The sequence below is a fragment of the Marinifilum breve genome, from assembly GCF_003202155.1.
Taxonomy (GTDB): Bacteria; Bacteroidota; Bacteroidia; order Bacteroidales; family Marinifilaceae; genus Marinifilum; species Marinifilum breve.
In genome coordinates this window covers 636,376-655,434 of the sequence record NZ_QFLI01000001.1, presented here as the reverse complement: position 1 = coordinate 655,434, position 19,059 = coordinate 636,376, and the positions used below count along the sequence as shown (strand labels likewise).

The following is a 19,059-nucleotide window of genomic DNA, read 5'->3' as shown; positions in this document are numbered from 1 at the left end:
GTAATTATAATTCGTTCCAAATTTCCCAATTTTTCTCAGCTTGCAGGTGAAGCATTTTTAAGCCATTGTGTGTTTTTGCTCCTTGTTCTGCACCTTTCTTCATGAATAAAGTCTCTGCAGGGTTGTAGACTAGATCGTAAAGAAAATGTTCTTCGCTTAAGTGTTGGTATGGAAGATTTGGACAAGTATCATCTTTTGGAAATGTACCCAGGGGAGAACAGTTTACGATTAACTTGTAATTCTCCATGATTTCCTGCGTTAATTGCTCGTAGGTAAATTGGTTTTCTTTGGCTGAGCGACTCACAAATTTGTATTCGATTCCCAAATCTTCTAATCCTCCAGCTACAGCTTTTGATGCTCCTCCTGTTCCAAGAATTAAGGCTTTTGGTCGGTTTTCTCCAATAAATTCCTTAAGTGATTCCTGAAAACCGAATATATCTGTATTGAAGCCTTTCAGTTTGGTTTCATCACCATTTTTAATAATCTGAACAGAGTTTACAGCGCCTAGCTTTTTTGCTAAAGGATCGATTTCATCTAAAAATTGAATTACCTCTTCTTTGTATGGAATGGTTACGCAAAATCCTTTTAGATTTTTTGTTTCTTTTAGTGTGTTTGGCAAACCCTGAATGGAAGGAAGCTCAAAATTTAGAAATTCAGCTTCGATGTTAAGCTCAGTAAATTTCTCTTCGAAGTACTTTTTCGAGAAAGAGTGTCCCAAAGGATATCCAAGAATGCCGTAGGTGTTCATGTGGTTAATTCAATTTAATAGTTGATGTTTATTTTGATTCTTCCGGAGAATATTTTTCCATGATCCAAATTAGCAAGAATCCAGCAAGAGCTAAAACCAGAGCAAAGTATAGTTGAGAATCCTGGTTGAATAGAGTTTCGAATTTTCCAGGTAGAATGTTCTTTTGAAGTACAGGAATCACTTCACCATGTCTGTCAATTCTTGTGGTAATGGTTTCTTTCCATGGCCACACCTTATTTAATGATCCAATCATGAATCCTGAAAGCAAACCAATGGTCATGTTATGGTATTTTTTAAGCAACCAGCTTAATAGGTGAGAGAAGCTTAGGATTCCGATTCCAGCACCAGCGGCTACAGTTGCAATTACATCAATTTTAAAACTGCTCAAAGCACTTAGAATATGATTGTATGATCCTAGTAAGACTAAGATGAATGCACCTGAGATACCTGGAAGAATCATGGCACAAATTGCCAAAGCGCCAGATAGAAATAAAAACCAGTAGCTGGTAGGAGCTTCGGCTGGTGTTAATTCGACAACCATATAAGCTATAATAGTGCCTATAATCATGGCAATTATGGTTCTGGCTTTCCATTCTGTAATTTTTCGGGCAACTACAATTGCCGATGCTACAATTAGACCAAAAAAGAAAGACCAAATCAAAATGGGTTGAGTCTCCAATAAATGTTTTACAAGTTTAGCCAATGTATAGAAACTAAAACCAATACCAAATAGTAAGGCCAAAAGAAAATTTCCATTAACAGCTTTCCAGAAGTCTTTCAATTTAAACTGTAAAAGAAGTTTGATAGAACTTAAGTTTACTGATTTAATGGTGTTGATTAATTCTTCGTAGATTCCGGTGATAAAAGCAATGGTTCCACCCGAAACGCCAGGTACAACGTCTGCAGCTCCCATACCCATACCTTTTAGGGCAATAAGAACATAATCTCTAATTTTTCTAGCCATAATTGTTTGTGCGTGAAATTAAGTAGCAATATATTTTCTATGCGGAGTAAGCCGCAATGATCTTCTTGAATTGCAAGTTTTCTTCCAATTCAGGAAACTGAAGGAAGATTTCTTTTAGGTTTTCGGCATCAATATCGGTTGATTTCTTGATGTAATGCTCTGTTGCATTTAAATCACCTGAAAGCATGTAATAAGCAGCCAAGTTGTTGAAAAGCTCTGGCGATTCAGGATTGTATCCACAACTCTCTAAAAGAACATCAATGGCAGTCTCAACCTTTTCATTTCTATGGTAGAACTCTGCTAAAGTGATCGAGAAAGTTGGATCGTAAGGATCTAAATCAATGGCTTCACGAAAGGCGCGAACTGCTTTTTGAGGCGATTCAGACCTAGAATATGCCGATGCCAAAGCAAACCAATAATCAGGATTGTCACTATCTAGTTTATTAGCCTTTTCAAGATAAACCAAGCTCTCATCAATCTTGTCCTGATACATCAAAATCAATCCCATCCCGAACCATGGGTCAGGAAGCTCTTCATTTGATTTTATGGCAGTTTCGTAATAGTTCAGTGCTTGATCGTACTCATTCAACTTTTCGAAACATTCTCCAATATATGAGTAGGTTGAAGCGTGATCATCTTCAAATTCCAAATATTCGATATAGTGCTTAATTGCCTCCTCAAATTTACCGGAATTTGCTAGTGCATTTGCAAGGTTAAAATAAGCTTTACTGTGCTGAGGATTTACAGCCAAAGCAAACTCGTATGCTTCTATTGCCTTTGGAAACGTCGCCATGCGATTGTAAACAATTCCGATGTTGTACCATGCATTGTCTGAGAAAGGATTAATATCCAGAAATTTGCTATAGGTTTCAATGCTTTTCTCATCCATACCAAGTTTCTCGTAGCAATATCCCAATTCAAAAAGGACTTCTGAATCTTCCTCGTTTAATCTTAATGCTTCCTCAAGGTAACCAACTGCCAAATCAAATTGGTTGAGTTGTTCGAAAGCCATTGCAATTCTAAAAAGAAGGTCTTCTCTGTTTTCGTGATCTTTCGTTAAAGCTTCGTCGAATTGTTTTTTAGCACTTTTGTGTTTACCCATCAGGTTGTAGATATTGCCTTTTAAAAGCCAAATCTCCTTATTGGATGATTCAATTCCCTGAACTTTATTTAGGATTGCCAGTGCTTCGAGATGTTGCCCACGATTAATTAATACCTGGGCTTTTTTAATTTGAATTGAAATGGCAGAAGGATGCTGCTTAATAGCAATGGTGGTAACTTTAACCGCATCGCTAAATTTATTTTTTTCGATATAATGATCTATGATGTTTTCAAATTCGTGAACATCAAAGTAATAAAGCTCATTCGCTTTAATCATTTCCTCATATCTACTTACAATTGTAAGTACATCACCATCAAGATAGTTTTCTGTATTATCTATCATTTATCAAATTAAAATGATTACTGCATTGCAAAAGTAGGATTAATTTTAAAAATACCAAGTTGTAAGATATTAACAAAGTAGGTGTTTTTATCACTGAAATATTGATATTAGCCTAAAAATAAAAGGTCTTGCATTGCAAGACCTTTGTTGATTATAAGTTTCTGTGTTCTATTCGTAATAAGTCGAAAACTGTTTTTACCGGGTTAAAGGTGATGATAGGAACCTCAACAAATATGGTATTCCAGTCAGACATGGCACCATTCCACAGACCTGGTAGCTCCATTGCCTTCAGATCTCTTCCGTTGTTAGATTTTTCTGAAATGAAACCAGTTTGAGGATCGATGAATTTGTGTAAATCAAACTTATTGCCTTTGTAATCCCTGGTTCCACAAATCAAATCAACGGGGTTGAAGTGAGTTGCTCTTTCAAGAATGTTTTTCTGTCTAACATCTGATTTGTCGATTTGAGAACCTTCAACAATCTGTAATGAAACAGATCCATCTGTATTTCTTGCCCAGAAAGGACCGCCACCTGGTTCTCCTTCGTTCTTCACCATTCCGCATACACGAATCGGTCTGTTGAACTTATCGAACAAGTACTTTTTAACCTTATCAGGATTATCTCTTTTCAAGCTAGCTGGGGGTGTAGTACAAAGTTTTTCTTCAAGGAATGTCAACATTTCGTTTAAAGTATCTTCAGAAATTTCTTTGTCTTCTTCCAATAATTTTAAATAATCGAAAATGATGGATTGATTTTCCAATAATAGACCTGCTAGAACTTTCTTAAACTTGTAAGTAGTTTCTTTTAGTCTGTCAGGAACAACATTATCAATATTTTTAACGAAAATAATATCGGCTTTGAGTTCGTTCAGATTTTCTATTAATGCACCATGTCCACCTGGACGGAACAGGATTGATCCATCTTCGTTGCGGAATGGTTCATCATTAATATCAACAGCAATTGTATCTGTAGAAGATTTTTGAACAGAATAAGATACGCTCAGGTTTCCTTGATATTTTTCTTCAAAGGTATCTTTGGTTTTATTGTAGCGATCCTGGAATAATTTTTTGTGATCTTCAGATACAGTCAAGTGGATGTTGGCATTACCAGCTTCATCTTTTGCATAATTTAGTGCTTCAACCAAATGCTCTTCGAAAGCTGTTCTGGAGTAATGCTTGTATCTATGAAATTTCAATAATCCTTTTGGTAGGTTCCCGTAGTTAAGACCCTTACTATTCAAAAGCATGGCTAAAATTTCCTTGAATTTATTTTTATCGGCCATTTTATCCAAATCCATGTCTTCTTCGATCATTGCGTTTTTGAGATCACCATAAAAGGCAAAATCTTCCAGACGGTCAAAGAAATTGAACATGGTTTCTGGCCCTTTATTGCATAGGAATTTCAGATATTCATCTTCAGTGTCCTGATATGTGTTTAGGAAATCATAAAGGATTTTAAACATTCTTGATGCTGCACCAGAGGCAGGAACAAACTTTAAAAGTTCTAGATTTTTAGAATGTGTGTTATACACTTCTTCGTAAATCTCAAGTTCTTCATCTTGAATTTTGGTAATACCGTCTTCAATAGTAGCCGGTTTTTTCAGTTTCATCTTCGGAAAGCCATTTTTAAAATTGCTAATCTGTGCTTCGATTTTTTCAATAGAAATTCCTTTAGATTGAAATTGAGATAGATCTTGTTCTGAAAACATGCTTAAAGTTTTATTAAAGTGTCCGAAGCAAGATAAAGAATACTTTCATAAAAAGAAAAGGGCTATAGCTTTAATAATGAAAAAAATTATGCAATACAGTGAATTTGTTTAAATGCTGACAGAATGGAAAAAGGATACTTTGTATTCTATGTGCTTTACCCGTAGAGTTGAAGCAAAATAAGATTTCTAACTGTTGAATTAAAATTCTATTTGTATTTTTGCCGCAAAATAAATATTAAATGACTGACATTACTTACCCATGGGGACATGAAGGACGATACAATGATTTTCCTTCTTATTTTAAAACCCGATTTGCTGAAAGAATTCAAAAAGTATCGATAGATGCTGGTTTTACCTGTCCTAATCGAGATGGGAGTAAGGGTGTTGGAGGTTGCACATATTGTAACAACAATAGTTTTAATCCAGCCTATTGCAGTCCGCGCAAAACAATTACAACGCAAATTGAAGAAGGGATTGATTTTTTTAAATCCAAATACAAAACACAGAAGTATCTGGCTTATTTTCAGGCATACTCGAATACCTATGGTCATATTGATAAGATAAAAGAGCTGTATGAAGAGGCTTTGGCTCATGAAAAGGTAGTAGGTTTGGTTATCGGTACAAGACCCGATTGTGTTAGTGATGAAGTGCTGGATTATTTGGAAGAGCTTGCCAAGAACAATTACATTGCCATTGAGTATGGAGTTGAATCGGCGAATGATGATGCACTGGCGGCTATTAATCGTGGACATACATACATTGAAGCTGAAAGAACCATTCAACGAACAGCCAATCGAGGTATTCATATTGGTGTGCACTTGGTGAACGGCTTGCCACATGATAGCAAGGAAGATATGCTAAGTCATGCAGTTGAACTATCGAAATTGCCTATTGAGACTTTGAAATTGCATCAGCTTCAAATCCTAAGAAATACCCAAATGGCTAAAGAGTATGAGCAAGCTCCTGAGCGATTTTATATGTTTGAGCTGGATGAATATTTGGATTTTATTGTAAATGTAATTGAGAGAATAAATCCTGATGTAATGTTGGAACGTTTTACCAATCAGGCTCCTCCTGGATGGTTAATCGCACCTAAATGGGGGCTTAAAAATTATCAGTTCGTGAACAAGCTGAATAATCTTTTAAAAGCTAGAAATACTTGGCAGGGTAGATTGTTTGAGAAGTAAAATAAGACCTGACAGGTTTGGCCTGCCAGATCTTGTTATAAGTGTAAACGTATCTACTGAATTTGTTTCAGAACATCAGTACCTTTTTTGAATCCCATTTTAACGGATGTTTGAATGTCTTTTACGGCGCCTTTTTTGTCACCATTTTTTAATTTGGCAATTCCACGTGCATAATAAGCTCTGTCTAGTTTTTGGTCTATTTTAATGGCTTTGTTGTAGTGTTTTATGGCATCATTAAAATCACCCGTACAATCTAACGAAACCGCTTTGTTGTAATACACGCCTGATGAATTTAAGCCAATCTTTATGGAGTGATTGTAATCCTCAATGGCTCCTTTGTAATCTTCGATATAATATTTGCATATGCCACGATAATGATATGCTTTAATATTTCGAGGGTTAATATTTAATACATGTGAATAATCTTTTATGGCCTGTTTGTAATTTTTCTGATTCTCATAAAGAATGGCACGGTTTAAATAGGCCTCTTCCTCAAATTTTTGCTTGCCGATTACTACATTTAAATCTTTTATGGCAACTCGGTTGTTGTTAAGATAAGAATATGCAATGGCACGATTAAAGTATGCAGGCAAGTAATTTTTATCTTCTTTTATAATAGTGGTAAAATGCTTGGCAGCTTCTTTAAATTTTTTGTCCGCCAGCAATTCAATCCCTTTCTCGTTTTGTCTGTCTTGCTTTGATTTTTCGCAATTTGTAAACAAAAAGATGAATCCGAATAACAACAAATATTTAAAAGTCGTTTGGTAAAATGGTTTCATAAATTAAGCTTAGAGTTTGAACACCTAATGTACAACTATATAGAAGAATAATAAAATATTACCTGTTTAATGTCAATAAAAATATTATTAACAGTGTTTATTGTTTGTTAAACTATCTAAATAACTTGGTGAGTAAATCTTTTTTACCCATTTTGATTAACTCTTGTTTAATCGCATCACGATATTCCTTTTTATACCAGAATAAGAATTTTCTTTGCGACAATTTCTCTTTTTTGGTCTTGGCAGTGTAAACCTTTTTTAAAGTATAAGGATGATATCCTGAATAATAAATCACCGTTGCAACGGTCATTGGTGTAGGTGTGAAATCCTGAACCTGTTCCAATTTAAAATCCAACTCCTTGGTTTTGATAGCCAAATCGGCCATGTCGGTTCCATAACTTCCTGGATGACTTGAGATAAAATATGGAATCAGTTGTTGGTTCATGCCTTCTTTTTTATTGATCTCATCAAAAAGAGTTTTTAGCTTGTAAAACAACTTGAATGAAGGTTTTCTCATGATTTCCAAGACTTCGTCAGAAGTGTGCTCTGGTGCAACTTTAAGTCGGCCGGACACATGATTTTTAATCAATTCAACCGCATAATCCTTATTTGATTTGTTGATGCTTTCATCTTTTGATTTGTGCATCATTAAATCGTAGCGAACACCACTACCGATGAATGATTTCTTAACTCCAGGAATTTTATCCACTTTTTTGTAGATATCCAGCATTGGCTGATGGTTTGTGTTTAGGTTAGGACAAACATCAGGATGAATACAAGAAGGACGACGACAAGTTTTACAAATCGATTCAAAAATCCCTTTCATCTGATACATATTTGCAGAAGGACCTCCTAAATCAGATAAATAGCCTTTAAAATCAGGCATTTTTGTAATGTGTTCAACTTCTTTTAAGATTGATTTTTCCGATCGATTGGCAATAAATTTCCCTTGATGAGCAGAAATGGTACAAAATGAGCAACCACCAAAACATCCGCGGTGCATATTTACCGAAAATTTAATCATTTCGAAGGAAGGAATGTGTTTGCCTTTGTAACGCGGATGTGGGAGCCTTGTGTATGGCAAATCGTAAATCTCATCCATCTCTTTTTCATTCATTACCGGATAGGGCGGATTTACAACAATTTGCTGATCACCATAGTTTTGAGTTAGTTTCTTGGCCATCATGGCATTCGATTCCATCTCAATGTATCTAAAATTGCTAGCAAATTTCTTTTTATCTGCTAAACAGTCCTCATGCGAAAAAAGCTCCTGGCTTTGCCATTGTTTTTTTGTGGCATATTTTTCATCCTGATTAACAATGAAAGAGGTTTGTGGAATATTGGTAAGAGAATAAAAAGGTACACCTCGTTTCATTAGGCGGATAATTTCCTTTAAAGGTTTTTCTCCCATTCCATATACCAGCATATCAGCACCGCTATCCAATAAGATGCTAGGTTTTAACTGATCTTCCCAATAATCGTAGTGAGTTAACCTTCTTAAAGAAGCTTCGATTCCACCTACCAATATTGGTGTTTCAGGGTATAACTTTTTTAAGATTTGTGTGTAAACAACTGTAGGTTTGTCTGGACGGAATCCATGTTTTCCTCCAGGAGTATAAGCATCATCATGACGTAGTCTTCGGTTTGCAGTGTAATGATTCACCATTGAATCCATATTTCCTGCAGTTACCCCAAAAAACAATCTTGGCTGTCCTAGCTTTTTAAAATCTCTTAAATCATCACGCCAATTGGGTTGCGGAACAATTGCAACCTTTAAACCTTCGTGTTCAATAATTCGTCCAATTACCGAAGCACCAAATGATGGATGATCCACATATGCGTCTCCGCTGAAAAGAATTACATCCAATTCGTCCCATCCTCTTTCTTTAACCTCCTTGGCCGATGTAGGTAGCCATTGATTATATCTAGTTGTTTCTTTATTCGCCATAAGTCTTGAAATTACTGCAAAGATAGGATTATTTAAAAACATTTTAAAGAAGCGAGCTCTTATTCCTAAGCTCATCTTGTTAGTTCTCGATATTGATTTATATTTGCACAACATAAAAAGAGCTAATGAAATATTTTTCCTATCATACACACTCATCCTTTTGCGATGGTAAAGGAGATCCTGAAGAGTACATAAAAGAGGGGATTAAATTAGGAATGAAAGCTATTGGATTCTCGTCTCATGCACCTTTAAATGAAAGTTTTCCATGGGCCATGAAATCTTCGAACCTTAAATCCTATTTGAGTGAGATTAATCGTTTAAAAGAAGATTATAGAAATGAAATTGATGTGCACCTATCGCTTGAATTGGATTATATTCCAGGAATAACACAATCTTTTCAAACTAAGAAAAAGACTGCAGGATTGGATTATACCATAGGATCGGTGCATTTGGTAAAAGGAGATTCTAATGATGAACTTTGGTTTTTAGATGGTCCTGATACCAATTATTCAGAAGGTATTCGGAACGTATTTCATGGTGATGTTGAGAAAGCCGTTACAGCTTATTTTGATCAAGTAATAGAAATGATCGAAAATCAGAAACCAGATGTGATTGGTCATATCGATAAGGTGAAGATGAATAATAAGGGACGATTTTTTGAGGAATCTGAGGAATGGTACCTTAACTTGCTGAATAAAACATTGGGTGCTCTTGAAAAATCAGATTGTATAGTAGAAGTGAACACTCGGGGCATTTACAAAAAGAAATCGGCTAAACTATTTCCAGATGATTATTTCTTAGTGGGATGCTGTAAACGAAATATTCCGGTAACAATTGGAACCGATGCACATCAACCTGCTGAATTATTAAGCCATTTTGATGAGACTAGAAAAAAGTTGAAACAGATAGGTTTTAAACAAGTTAGTGTTTTTCATAAGGGAATTTGGATTCAAGAAAGTATTTAAATAATAAAATAGAGTAGTGATTTAACCAAATATTCAAGCTCTCATATAAGAAATAATACTATTTTTGCCTAATTAAGAGAAAGTGTTCGATTGAAACGAATGCTATCAAAAGGACAACCAAAACAAAAACTAAGAAAGAAAGTCAATCTTGATCTGTAGTGAGATTTTAACTTGTAAGAGGACTTTCAGGAAAATATTAATATATGAAATTAGTCGATCCGAAAGATTTACTAAAAGCCAGCGAAAGTTTAAATTGGTTTGGCGGTGAAAGCTTTGCCAAATTTTTAATGTACATTTTAAAATTAGACAAGCTAAACAAACTATACTCTGATAATTATTGTAAAGATGGGATCGAGTTTATAGATGCTTTGATTGATGAGCTGGGAATCAAATTTGAATTTGATGAAGAAGAGTTGAAGCGAATTCCTACCGAAGGAGCTTTTATTACCACTTCGAACCATCCATTTGGAGGAATTGATGGTATTATTTTGATCAAGCTGTTAAGTCTTGTTCGACCGGATTTTAAAGCGATGGCGAACTTCTTGTTGAAGAAAGTAGAGCCACTTCAGGATTATTTCTTGGGAGTGAATCCTTTTGAAGATAGAAAAGGAGCTGCATCGAGTACGGGAGGATTAAAGGAAGCTTTAAGGCATTTGAGTGATGGTAAGCCATTGGGGATTTTTCCAGCGGGGGAGGTTTCAACTTATCAATCGGCAACCCATAATATTTCAGATAAACAATGGATGCCTTCTATTCTTAAATTTATTAAGAAGGCTGATGTGCCAGTAGTTCCAATCTATTTTCAAGGAAACAATAGCTTAATTTTTCACTTGTTGGGTATGATTCACCCAAGTTTGAGAACAGTGAAGCTTCCTTCGGAACTGTTGAACAAGAAAAATAAAGTTGTTCGAATAAGAATTGGTAATCCGATTTCTCCAAAAGATCAGAAAGGCTTTGCGGATATCAACCAGTATGGTCGATTTTTACGTGCAAAAACCTACATGTTGGGCACTCCAATTGAGGTGAAGAAGTTTTATCGCTTTAAACGCAAAGCAAAGGTGGTTAAAGTGGAAGATGTAATTCCTCCAATTGATGAAAGTGTGATCCGAAATGAGGTAGACAGCTTGAAAGATGATTACTTGTTGTTTAAAAGTCGTTCGTATTGCGTGTATTGTGCACCTTCATCAAAATTGCCAAATATACTTAATGAAATAGGTCGCTTGCGTGAAATTACTTTCCGTGAGGTAGGAGAGGGTACAAATCAGAGTATCGATATTGATGAGTTTGATTTGTATTATCACCAGTTGTTCATTTGGGATGAAGAAAATCACAAAATAGTAGGCGCTTATCGTGTGGGAAAAGGACATGAAATCTTATCAGGTTATGGATTAAAGGGCTTTTACCTTCAAAGCTTGTTCCGAATGGGTAAGAAATTTCAACCTATTTTGAGTCAGTCTCTGGAGCTTGGTCGTTCCTTTATTGTGAAGGAATATCAAAGAAAACCAATGCCACTGTTCTTGCTTTGGAAAGGGATATTGTACTTCTTGCTTAAAAATCCTGAATCTCGTTATTTGATTGGACCGGTTAGTATTAGCAATAAATATTCGAACTTGTCAAAAGATTTGATCATTAAATTCATAATGGCCAACTATTTCAATTATGAAATGGGGCAGCATATCAAATCGAGAAAGCAATTTAAAGTTAAGACCAAGGATTTGGATGTTGATATTTTATTGGAAACCGCTAAGAATGATATCAACAAACTGGATAAACTAATTGGTGATTTTGAAATTACCAATGATAAGTTGCCAGTTTTATTAAAGAAGTATATTTCTCTGAATGCTAAAATTGTAGGGTTTAATATTGATCCTAATTTTAATGATTGTTTGGATGGATTGCTTGTGTTGGATTTGTTTGATGTTCCAATGAAAGTGATTGAATCCTTGTCGAAGGAAATAAATGATGATACAATTCTTCAAAGATTTTCTTCGGATGATATGGAATTTTAAGAGATTTATTCCGAACTTTGCGACTCATTTTTGTTAACTGAAAAAGACGATTAGTTGGACTTTCAATATATATTTAAAGGGATTGTTGTGGGCTTAATGGCTTCAATACCATTAGGACCTATCGGTGTTCTGATCATTCAAAAAACACTGCAGAAGGGAAGGTTGGCTGGTTTTATTTCAGGATCGGGAGCAGCTGTGGCTGATACATTATTTGCTTCCATTGCTGTCTTGGGTTTAGGATTTGTTATCAACTTTATTCAGGCTCAGGAATTTTACTTCAGATTGGTTGGATCTATTTTTTTGGTTTTGGTTGGATTAAGGATTTTTCTAGCCAATACCGTAAAGCAATTTAAAAAATCACAAGCACCAGGTAAACGAGGAATGTTTGGTGATTTTATGACCATCTTTTTTTTAACACTATCTAATCCTATTGCAGTCTTATTTTTCGGGGCGATGTTTGCAGGAGCTTCAGTATTTGGAGATGCTCACTCTGCAACGACAGGCCTTTATTTATTGCTTGGTGTTTTACTAGGAGGATCACTTTGGTGGTATGCATTATCAACCATAGTCGATCTGTTTAGAAAAAAGTTTAGACTAAAGCAGATGTTTTGGATCAACAAAATATCGGGATTAATCATTGCCATATTGGGATTTCTGGTTTTTCTTTCTTGTTTTGATCCAATCAAGTCATTCTTAGATTCTTAAGGAAAATCTAATAACAAATCTAAGGATAATTGCAGGAATTAGTGAGATGCCCGAACTTTGTGCTACACTCACTTTTCGACTGTTGAGCTTTTCGTAAAAAAAGGAGTACAATACTTTGCACTCCTTCATTCATTATTTATAATTCCGTATTATCTTATCGTTACCATCGTAGCTCCCCAGCCATACTCTTTAAACGAAGCATCTTGCTGGTAGTGCTTTTTGTATTTGCGTCGCAATTCGTCGTGTACTTTCTTTTTTAAGGTTCCGTTTCCAATTCCGTGGATAAACACAATTCTTTTTCCTTTAGAATTTTGGTATTGGCGCATGATTTCATGGAACTTGTTCAATTGAAATTCCAAAATATCTGCATTTGAAAGGCCAGTGACAGAATCGATCAATGAGTTGATATGAAGATCGACTTCAATAATATCATCTTTACCTTTTACATTTATTTGTTGCTTAGGGGATTTATTGGCTGATTCTTTTTCTCGAATTACTTTTTTGAGCTCTTTTTGGCTTAGTTCTTCCAATTTGTGCTCTAACTCTTCACCTGTTAATTTGTGAAGAATTACATTTTGCTGAAAATATGGAGTGTCTTTGTAGCTATTAGATTTATAGAATTTAACTGGTTGAATCTTGATATTCCTCTCCAGAGGTTTTTTGATATCAGACTCACCTGGTTTGTAGAATAATATCTGAAAGAAGCAGTTTGATAATTCATTTAGCTCTTTAAGATCGTATTCGTTCAGAAGGATTTTTGATTTTGGATCAAGATTACCTGCTGTTTGCCCCTCCATCTTGTTACCTTTTTTATCATAGAATCCATACAGAAGGATATGATTGGTATCATTAATCAAATAAAGTTCTAATGGACTTTCGGTTGGAGTATAACCTTCGCGAGGAGCAAATGCTACGTAGACTTCTTCTTTCTCTACAAATAAGTTTTGTGCACTTGGTTTAAATGTAGAGCTTTCTGTTGTGATATGTGTGGTTTGTTGCTGATTTGCTTGCTCGCCGCCAGCTGCTTCAACCACTACAAGATTTTTTTTCATGCTTGGAATCTCAAAATCATCTTCATCGTTCAATACCATAACGGTATTTGCATCAATGATTTTGGTTACGGTTCCACCACCTATATCATTTAAAAAACGGACTTTATCGCCTATATTGATTTGCATTTGATCTGATTTTTTTAATTCCCGACAAAGTTAGCTATTTTTGCCGATCAAAATGAATTGCCGCATGATAATGTGTGGCCCACAGACGAAGGAAGATGGAGATTAATACAGAAAACAAAACATTAGAGACACAACAGATTGAAATTGCAAATTTCACTTACGATTTGCCTGATCATAGAATTGCAAAGCATCCTTTACAAAATAGGGATTTATCTAAATTATTGATTTATCGCAATGGTGAAATCAATGAATCTGTATTTAATCAACTTCCTGAAGAAATTGAGGCGGGAACAAAAATGGTGTACAACAACACCAAAGTAATTCAAGCAAGATTAATTTTCCATAAAGAAACGGGTGCACGTGTCGAGATATTTTGTTTGGAACCATTGAATCCGGCCGATTACAATTTGGCCTTTCAGGCAACTCAAAAATCTACCTGGAAATGTATTGTAGGGAATTCTAAAAAATGGAAGTCTGGAGTTTTGAGCATGTCTTTCTTTGTGGATGAGAAGGAGTATCAATTGCAAGCAGAGAGAGTTCAATTGTTGGATGGTGCCCAGGAAATTCAGTTCAGCTGGAATCATGATGAGCTAAGCTTTAGCGAAGTTTTAGAGCAAACAGGAAAAATTCCAATTCCTCCATATTTGAATCGCGATACCGAGGAGGGGGATTTGGTTCGATATCAAACGGTTTACTCGAAATTTGAAGGTTCTGTTGCAGCTCCTACGGCAGGCTTACACTTTACGGATAAGGTTTTTGCAGAAATGGATACCAAAGGAATTGAACGTGAGGAGTTGACTTTGCATGTTGGTGCTGGTACATTCAAGCCTGTGAAATCTGATCAGATTGGGGATCATGAAATGCATACCGAGCACATTCAGGTAACTGCGGAAAGTTTAAGAAGTATTGCGGCTGCAAAAAATGGTGTCATTGCTGTAGGAACAACATCCGTTCGTACTTTAGAGAGTTTGTATTGGATGGGAGTTAAAATCCTGAACAAGGCAGAAGATCCTAAATTGCTGAAGCAGTGGGAAGCCTATGAATTGCCTAAAAACTATACGGTAGAAGAATCATTTCAGGCCATTTGTACATATATGGATGAGAATGAGATTAGCCTTTTTAATGCAGCTACGCAAATTATTATTGCTCCAGGTTATGATTTTAAAGTAATTAAAGGTCTGGTTACCAATTTTCACCAGCCACAAAGTACATTATTGCTGCTAATATCGGCATTGGTGGGCGATGATTGGAGAAAGATCTATCAATATGCTTTGGAGAACGAATTTCGATTCTTGAGTTATGGTGATAGTTCGTTGTTGATGAGAAGAGAGAGATTTGCCTAGTCCTAAGGTATGGGGTGGTAGAAAAGTGAAATAGTAGAATGGTGACAAAGGAGAAAGTGTCCTATTCTATTATTTGTATTTTCTTCCGTCGCATGTAAACGATCTTTATTAATCAAGGACATGTAGTTGCGACGATATTTGCATGAACCATATACCTTGGGCTACATTCGCTTTGCTCATTTGCCCAAGGCTATAAAGATTACGCCCCTCTGGGGCTATCCTTTGGGTCTTATGGACTCGCTTGTTCGAGACTTTTCCAGATTCTTCGAGATTATTCGACTTTTTGACTGTATAAATTAGAACATTACTATATCTTCTAAAGAAGAAAAGTACGCAGTTCCAAACTCCCTCTCCTTGAGGAGAGGGGTGGGGTGAGGTAATTGCAAGAAAAGAGGCACAAACCAATGTATTACTTGTAATTGTTCATTACTCAATTTTAAAATGACCAATTGTAGGCTAGAAATCACTCCCATCGGGGATTGGAATGACAACTGGTTCGATTTGCCTGCTGAATGCTGTCGTTTGTGTTCATCTATGAGCAAAACTTATTTGCGAAAATCATATCAATCATCAACATCTGCGTCTAATTCTTCGAGATCTTCGTAGATCTCCTTCTTTTCTCCTTTATCCTTGGAGCATGAGATTTGGTTCTGAAAGCTTTCGAGATTGGGAATTTGTATTTAATACTTGATTTTTGGATTTTCTAATAAAAAAGTTCTATTTTTATTTATGTTCATCCCAAATATAGTAAAAGTATGGCTATCAAATTTCAACTCACTTTTCTGTTTATTTGTTTTACTTTTCTACTTTCTGCTCAAAACCGATTTTTGAGGAGAGGAGAGAAGGCTTTTGTAAGGACTCATTATGCCGAGGCAATCGCAAATTTTAAAAATGTAAAAAACAAGAACCCTGAAATCAATCGCAAGATTGCAGAATCATACTACTTTCTTGGAGATTACAAAGAGGCAGAACATTATTATCAAAAAATATACGATAGTGAAAAATCTGCTGACGATCTGTTGGCTTTGTCTCATATTTATCTAAATGAAAAGAAGTATATAGAGGCGATATTGTGTTGCGAAAGGGCGGCCCTGAAAGGAGCGAACCAGCTATCCGTTCACAAAAGAATAAAAGCAATACAGGACTTGAGCAATGCTACAGATAGTTCAGGAATGATTTTACGTCCCATTCATCAACAACCACAATCGAAAAGTTTGGGTGTAAGTGTAGTGGGGAATAAAATCATATATTCTAATCTGGGGAAAAAGAATGCTCGTGGTGATAAAAATTATCAACTGTATTATAGTGAATATGCCGATCAAGAGTATTCAGGGGTGAAACCTTTGGCTGGTCAATTGGATAATGCTGTTGATATTGGTGCGGTTGCGGTTTTTGGAGATGAGAAAACCATGTATTACACGCGTTGGTATACCAGGAAGGGCAGACAGTATGCCGAGATTGTTCAGGCTGAATTTAAAAATAACAAATGGAAGGCAAGTTTTGCTCTACCATTTAATGGGCGAAAATATTCTTGTGCTTATCCTCATGTTACCAAAGATGGCAAGAGTTTGTACTTTTCTTCAGATATGCCAGGTGGGTATGGTGGTATGGATGTCTATGTGTGTCATAAGAGAGGTAAATACTGGGGAACTCCAATAAATTTAGGAGAAGAGATCAATACCAAACATCATGAAATCCATCCTGCGATTTTAAAGGATGGAAGGTTGTGGTTTGCGTCTGATGGACAAGTTGGATATGGTCGTTTGGATCTGTTTCATGCATCGAAAACAAAGGAAGGTGAGTGGGGGAAGGTGAAAAATGCAGGTCCTGCTTTGAATTCATCTCAGAATGATTTTAGTATTCAGGACAGTCCTGAAGAGGGACAGTTTTTATTGGTTTCGGATAGAAACAACAAGGGGATTAGAGATCGAATTTATTCATTTGGTGCAGATCGAAAAATACTGGTTGAGCTGTTGGTTAAAGATAAGATCAGCAGGGAATCAATTTCGAATGTGAATATTAAAGTTGAAAAAGTTTTGAGCGATCAAATGATTGTACCGCAGCAAATCGCTTCAGGTCAATTTCAATTTGAAGTTTCCCATTATGAATTGGGAGAGGGCATTCTTTATGAGATCAATGCTGAGAGACAGGGTTATGAGAAGGCTCACCTAAAGTATTACCCAGTGAAATCTAATTTGAGTATAGATATCTTACTAAAGAAATTAGAAAAAAATATAGAGGGAGATTTTGCCAAAGAGTTAACGCCAATTCATTATCCTGATAAAAGAATAATGTTTCATAAAATTCATTTCGATTCAGGAGAAGAGGGTTTAAATTCTCAGGCAAAATTAACTTTATCGAAAATGGCCGGATTTTGGAAGATGTATCCTGAATTGGATATTGTGATCAACTCCCATACCGACTCAAAAGGAGATGCTGTGTTCAATAAGGCTTTATCAATGAAAAGAGCAAAGATGGCTAAGGAATTCGTAATTGCAAAGGGTGTTGATTCTGATAGAATCATCTGTAATGCCTATGGAGAGCGTTTTGTGGTGAATGGATGTGTGGATGGTATGGACTGTTCGGAAGAAATGCATCGACAGAACCGAAGGTTGGAGTTGTTGTTTGTGATCAAATAGCTTTATCAGTTAGCTGTTGTCAGGGAATTTGATCTTTGTTTTTTGGACTTTCACCTTTTCCCTTTCTCCTTCATCCTTTCTTTCATCCTTGTATGTGAGCTTTACTCACTGTTCATTGCTAACTGGTCACTGTTTGTTGTTGATTAATCAGTATTAATATAAAATCTTAATTGCTAATCATCCGAAAATTATTATATTTACTACGAATATTGCGTCCAATTTATCTCTGTACCTTATTCTATCTTGCACTATGAGAAATATCTATTTTATCATCTGTTTTGTTTTATCGGTTGGGACAATCGGTTACTTTTCCCCGGTTTTAGATTTGAATTTCAATGTAGCATCATCCGGCAGTACTTCTTATGCAGTTGAGATTGCGAAATACAAATATCCTGTTTATACTGACTATTTTGAAAATTTAGAAGGGGTAATTGAACTGAGTAGTGAGGAGGGTGATTTTCATTACATTTCAGGAATAACAAAGTCTTTGAATGAAGCAAAAGAATTGAGTCAGAAGATAAAAGAAATAGGATATGCCGAGGCAAGGGTTGTTGATTTGTTAGAGGAGTTTTCAGAAGAAGAGTTAGAGGGGGTAATCGTATCTGAGCCTCAGGATAAGAATACTCAAAAAAAGAAATCTGCTGAAATTGCAATATCTAAATTGACCAATGTTGAAAATGCATATTTCTATACCATTAAATTAAAAGAGTCAAAAGAGATTTTAACGGCAGATCAATTTGAAGATTTAAAACCTAAGGTGCACAAGCAGGAAGAAATGTATTACTATTTGTTAGGAAAGTTTGAAGATGTAGGTAATGCAGAAAAGTTTCTAAATGATAAAGTGAAGCGTCAGTATAGCAATGCAGAATTGCTTGTAATGAATATGGGACAATTGGTAAATGTGCCGAAGGCTAAATCAGTTAAAAAAGCCAAAGATGCGAATGAGGGATCTTATAATATGGGACGCAAAATGCGTGGCAAGGAATATGTTGATTACTACTACGATTTGTCAAGCCTGAAGATTACCAAGTCTCCAATATACTACATCGAAATTGGACCATATGCCGATAAGGAGGAAGTAGACGATGCTGTTCAAAAACTTCATGATTTAGGCTTTACCAAAGCAGGTATTAAAGATCCAAGTAAAGACAAGAGAGTTGTAAATCAGCCTGACGCTGCAGCTGATGCGCATTATACCATTCAAATCTTTGCAGGTAAGAACAAAGTAAAAAACTCTCGTTTTAATCTAAAGGATGTAAGTCAATCCTATGACCAGCGCGATAAATTGTATCGCTATTTTGTAGGTAACTACGACAACTACTGGGTTTGCCGCCGCGAATTACGCGAAGTGCGCAAGAAAGGCTTTAGGGATGCGTTTATAATTAAATTGTAACAAAGTTGCAATTTAATAAATCCCAAATCTTAAGCCCCAAATACCAAAG

General features: G+C 35.8%; 14 protein-coding genes. 7 read left to right on the top strand and 7 right to left on the bottom strand.

What is annotated here, in order from left to right; translation table 11 throughout:
• Positions 1-4 precede the first annotated feature (4 nt).
• The 4 genes from DF185_RS02690 to DF185_RS02675 all read right to left on the bottom strand — a co-directional run bounded on the left by DF185_RS02690 (position 5) and on the right by DF185_RS02675 (position 4,864).
• Positions 5-748, bottom strand: a complete 744-nt coding sequence (locus tag DF185_RS02690) for a shikimate dehydrogenase family protein (RefSeq protein ID WP_110359173.1) — start codon at positions 746-748, stop codon at positions 5-7.
• Between the two features lie 28 nt (positions 749-776).
• The gene (locus DF185_RS02685; protein WP_110359172.1) at positions 777-1,712 is read right to left on the bottom strand and encodes a polyprenyl-phosphate transporter; all 936 of its coding nucleotides are present in this window, start codon (positions 1,710-1,712) and stop codon (positions 777-779) included.
• Between the two features lie 37 nt (positions 1,713-1,749).
• Entirely contained in the window at positions 1,750-3,156 is a 1,407-nt protein-coding gene (locus tag DF185_RS02680; RefSeq protein ID WP_110359171.1) for a tetratricopeptide repeat protein, read from the bottom strand.
• Positions 3,157-3,307: 151 nt separating this feature from the next.
• Positions 3,308-4,864: a DUF4301 family protein gene (locus DF185_RS02675; RefSeq protein ID WP_110359170.1), complete on the bottom strand. Its 1,557-nt coding sequence runs from the start codon at positions 4,862-4,864 to the stop codon at positions 3,308-3,310.
• 239 nt (positions 4,865-5,103) lie between these two features.
• Here DF185_RS02675 and mnmL point away from each other — a divergent pair, with 239 nt between their 5' ends.
• Entirely contained in the window at positions 5,104-6,051 is a 948-nt protein-coding gene (mnmL, locus tag DF185_RS02670) for a tRNA modification radical SAM protein MnmL/YtqA (RefSeq protein ID WP_110359169.1), read from the top strand.
• Between the two features lie 53 nt (positions 6,052-6,104).
• Here the strand turns inward: mnmL and DF185_RS02665 are convergent, their stop codons facing one another.
• Positions 6,105-6,830 carry a tetratricopeptide repeat protein gene (locus tag DF185_RS02665; protein WP_110359168.1) on the bottom strand — a complete coding sequence of 242 codons (726 nt, stop codon included), beginning with the start codon at positions 6,828-6,830 and terminating at the stop codon, positions 6,105-6,107.
• A gap of 112 nt (positions 6,831-6,942) precedes the next feature.
• Entirely contained in the window at positions 6,943-8,853 is a 1,911-nt protein-coding gene (locus DF185_RS02660; protein WP_243421747.1) for a YgiQ family radical SAM protein, read from the bottom strand.
• 50 nt (positions 8,854-8,903) lie between these two features.
• On the opposite strand from DF185_RS02660, the gene DF185_RS02655 reads away from it, so the two are divergent.
• The 3 genes from DF185_RS02655 (at position 8,904) to DF185_RS02645 (ending at position 12,457) form a co-directional block, all read left to right on the top strand.
• The gene (locus tag DF185_RS02655; protein ID WP_110359167.1) at positions 8,904-9,743 is read left to right on the top strand and encodes a histidinol-phosphatase HisJ; all 840 of its coding nucleotides are present in this window, start codon (positions 8,904-8,906) and stop codon (positions 9,741-9,743) included.
• A 203-nt stretch (positions 9,744-9,946) separates the two neighbouring features.
• The gene (locus tag DF185_RS02650; RefSeq protein WP_110359166.1) at positions 9,947-11,752 is read left to right on the top strand and encodes a bifunctional lysophospholipid acyltransferase family protein/GNAT family N-acetyltransferase; all 1,806 of its coding nucleotides are present in this window, start codon (positions 9,947-9,949) and stop codon (positions 11,750-11,752) included.
• A gap of 54 nt (positions 11,753-11,806) precedes the next feature.
• Positions 11,807-12,457, top strand: a complete 651-nt coding sequence (locus DF185_RS02645) for a LysE family translocator (RefSeq protein WP_207784554.1) — start codon at positions 11,807-11,809, stop codon at positions 12,455-12,457.
• A gap of 149 nt (positions 12,458-12,606) precedes the next feature.
• Here the strand turns inward: DF185_RS02645 and DF185_RS02640 are convergent, their stop codons facing one another.
• Positions 12,607-13,635: a Smr/MutS family protein gene (locus DF185_RS02640; RefSeq protein ID WP_110359164.1), complete on the bottom strand. Its 1,029-nt coding sequence runs from the start codon at positions 13,633-13,635 to the stop codon at positions 12,607-12,609.
• Between the two features lie 95 nt (positions 13,636-13,730).
• Between DF185_RS02640 and DF185_RS02635 the strand changes: the two genes are divergently transcribed.
• The 3 genes from DF185_RS02635 (at position 13,731) to DF185_RS02625 (ending at position 19,010) form a co-directional block, all read left to right on the top strand.
• Positions 13,731-14,978, top strand: coding sequence for an S-adenosylmethionine:tRNA ribosyltransferase-isomerase (locus DF185_RS02635; protein WP_110359163.1), 1,248 nt, complete (start codon positions 13,731-13,733; stop codon positions 14,976-14,978).
• A gap of 755 nt (positions 14,979-15,733) precedes the next feature.
• On the top strand, positions 15,734-17,617 hold the full coding sequence (locus DF185_RS02630; protein ID WP_110359162.1) for an OmpA family protein: 1,884 nt from the start codon (positions 15,734-15,736) through the stop codon (positions 17,615-17,617).
• Positions 17,618-17,867: 250 nt separating this feature from the next.
• Positions 17,868-19,010 carry a hypothetical protein gene (locus DF185_RS02625; RefSeq protein WP_110359161.1) on the top strand — a complete coding sequence of 381 codons (1,143 nt, stop codon included), beginning with the start codon at positions 17,868-17,870 and terminating at the stop codon, positions 19,008-19,010.
• The last annotated feature ends 49 nt before the right edge of the window (positions 19,011-19,059 follow it).

Coding starts and splice junctions, on each gene's coding strand:
- DF185_RS02680 (WP_110359171.1), bottom strand. CDS start 3,156: ATGATAGATAATACAGAAAACTATCTTGATGGTGATGTACTTACAATT.
- DF185_RS02650 (WP_110359166.1), top strand. CDS start 9,947: ATGAAATTAGTCGATCCGAAAGATTTACTAAAAGCCAGCGAAAGTTTA.
- DF185_RS02630 (WP_110359162.1), top strand. CDS start 15,734: ATGGCTATCAAATTTCAACTCACTTTTCTGTTTATTTGTTTTACTTTT.
- DF185_RS02640 (WP_110359164.1), bottom strand. CDS start 13,635: ATGCAAATCAATATAGGCGATAAAGTCCGTTTTTTAAATGATATAGGT.
- DF185_RS02655 (WP_110359167.1), top strand. CDS start 8,904: ATGAAATATTTTTCCTATCATACACACTCATCCTTTTGCGATGGTAAA.
- DF185_RS02675 (WP_110359170.1), bottom strand. CDS start 4,864: ATGTTTTCAGAACAAGATCTATCTCAATTTCAATCTAAAGGAATTTCT.
- mnmL (WP_110359169.1), top strand. CDS start 5,104: ATGACTGACATTACTTACCCATGGGGACATGAAGGACGATACAATGAT.
- DF185_RS02690 (WP_110359173.1), bottom strand. CDS start 748: ATGAACACCTACGGCATTCTTGGATATCCTTTGGGACACTCTTTCTCG.
- DF185_RS02665 (WP_110359168.1), bottom strand. CDS start 6,830: ATGAAACCATTTTACCAAACGACTTTTAAATATTTGTTGTTATTCGGA.
- DF185_RS02660 (WP_243421747.1), bottom strand. CDS start 8,853: ATGAGCTTAGGAATAAGAGCTCGCTTCTTTAAAATGTTTTTAAATAAT.
- DF185_RS02685 (WP_110359172.1), bottom strand. CDS start 1,712: ATGGCTAGAAAAATTAGAGATTATGTTCTTATTGCCCTAAAAGGTATG.
- DF185_RS02635 (WP_110359163.1), top strand. CDS start 13,731: ATGGAGATTAATACAGAAAACAAAACATTAGAGACACAACAGATTGAA.
- DF185_RS02625 (WP_110359161.1), top strand. CDS start 17,868: ATGAGAAATATCTATTTTATCATCTGTTTTGTTTTATCGGTTGGGACA.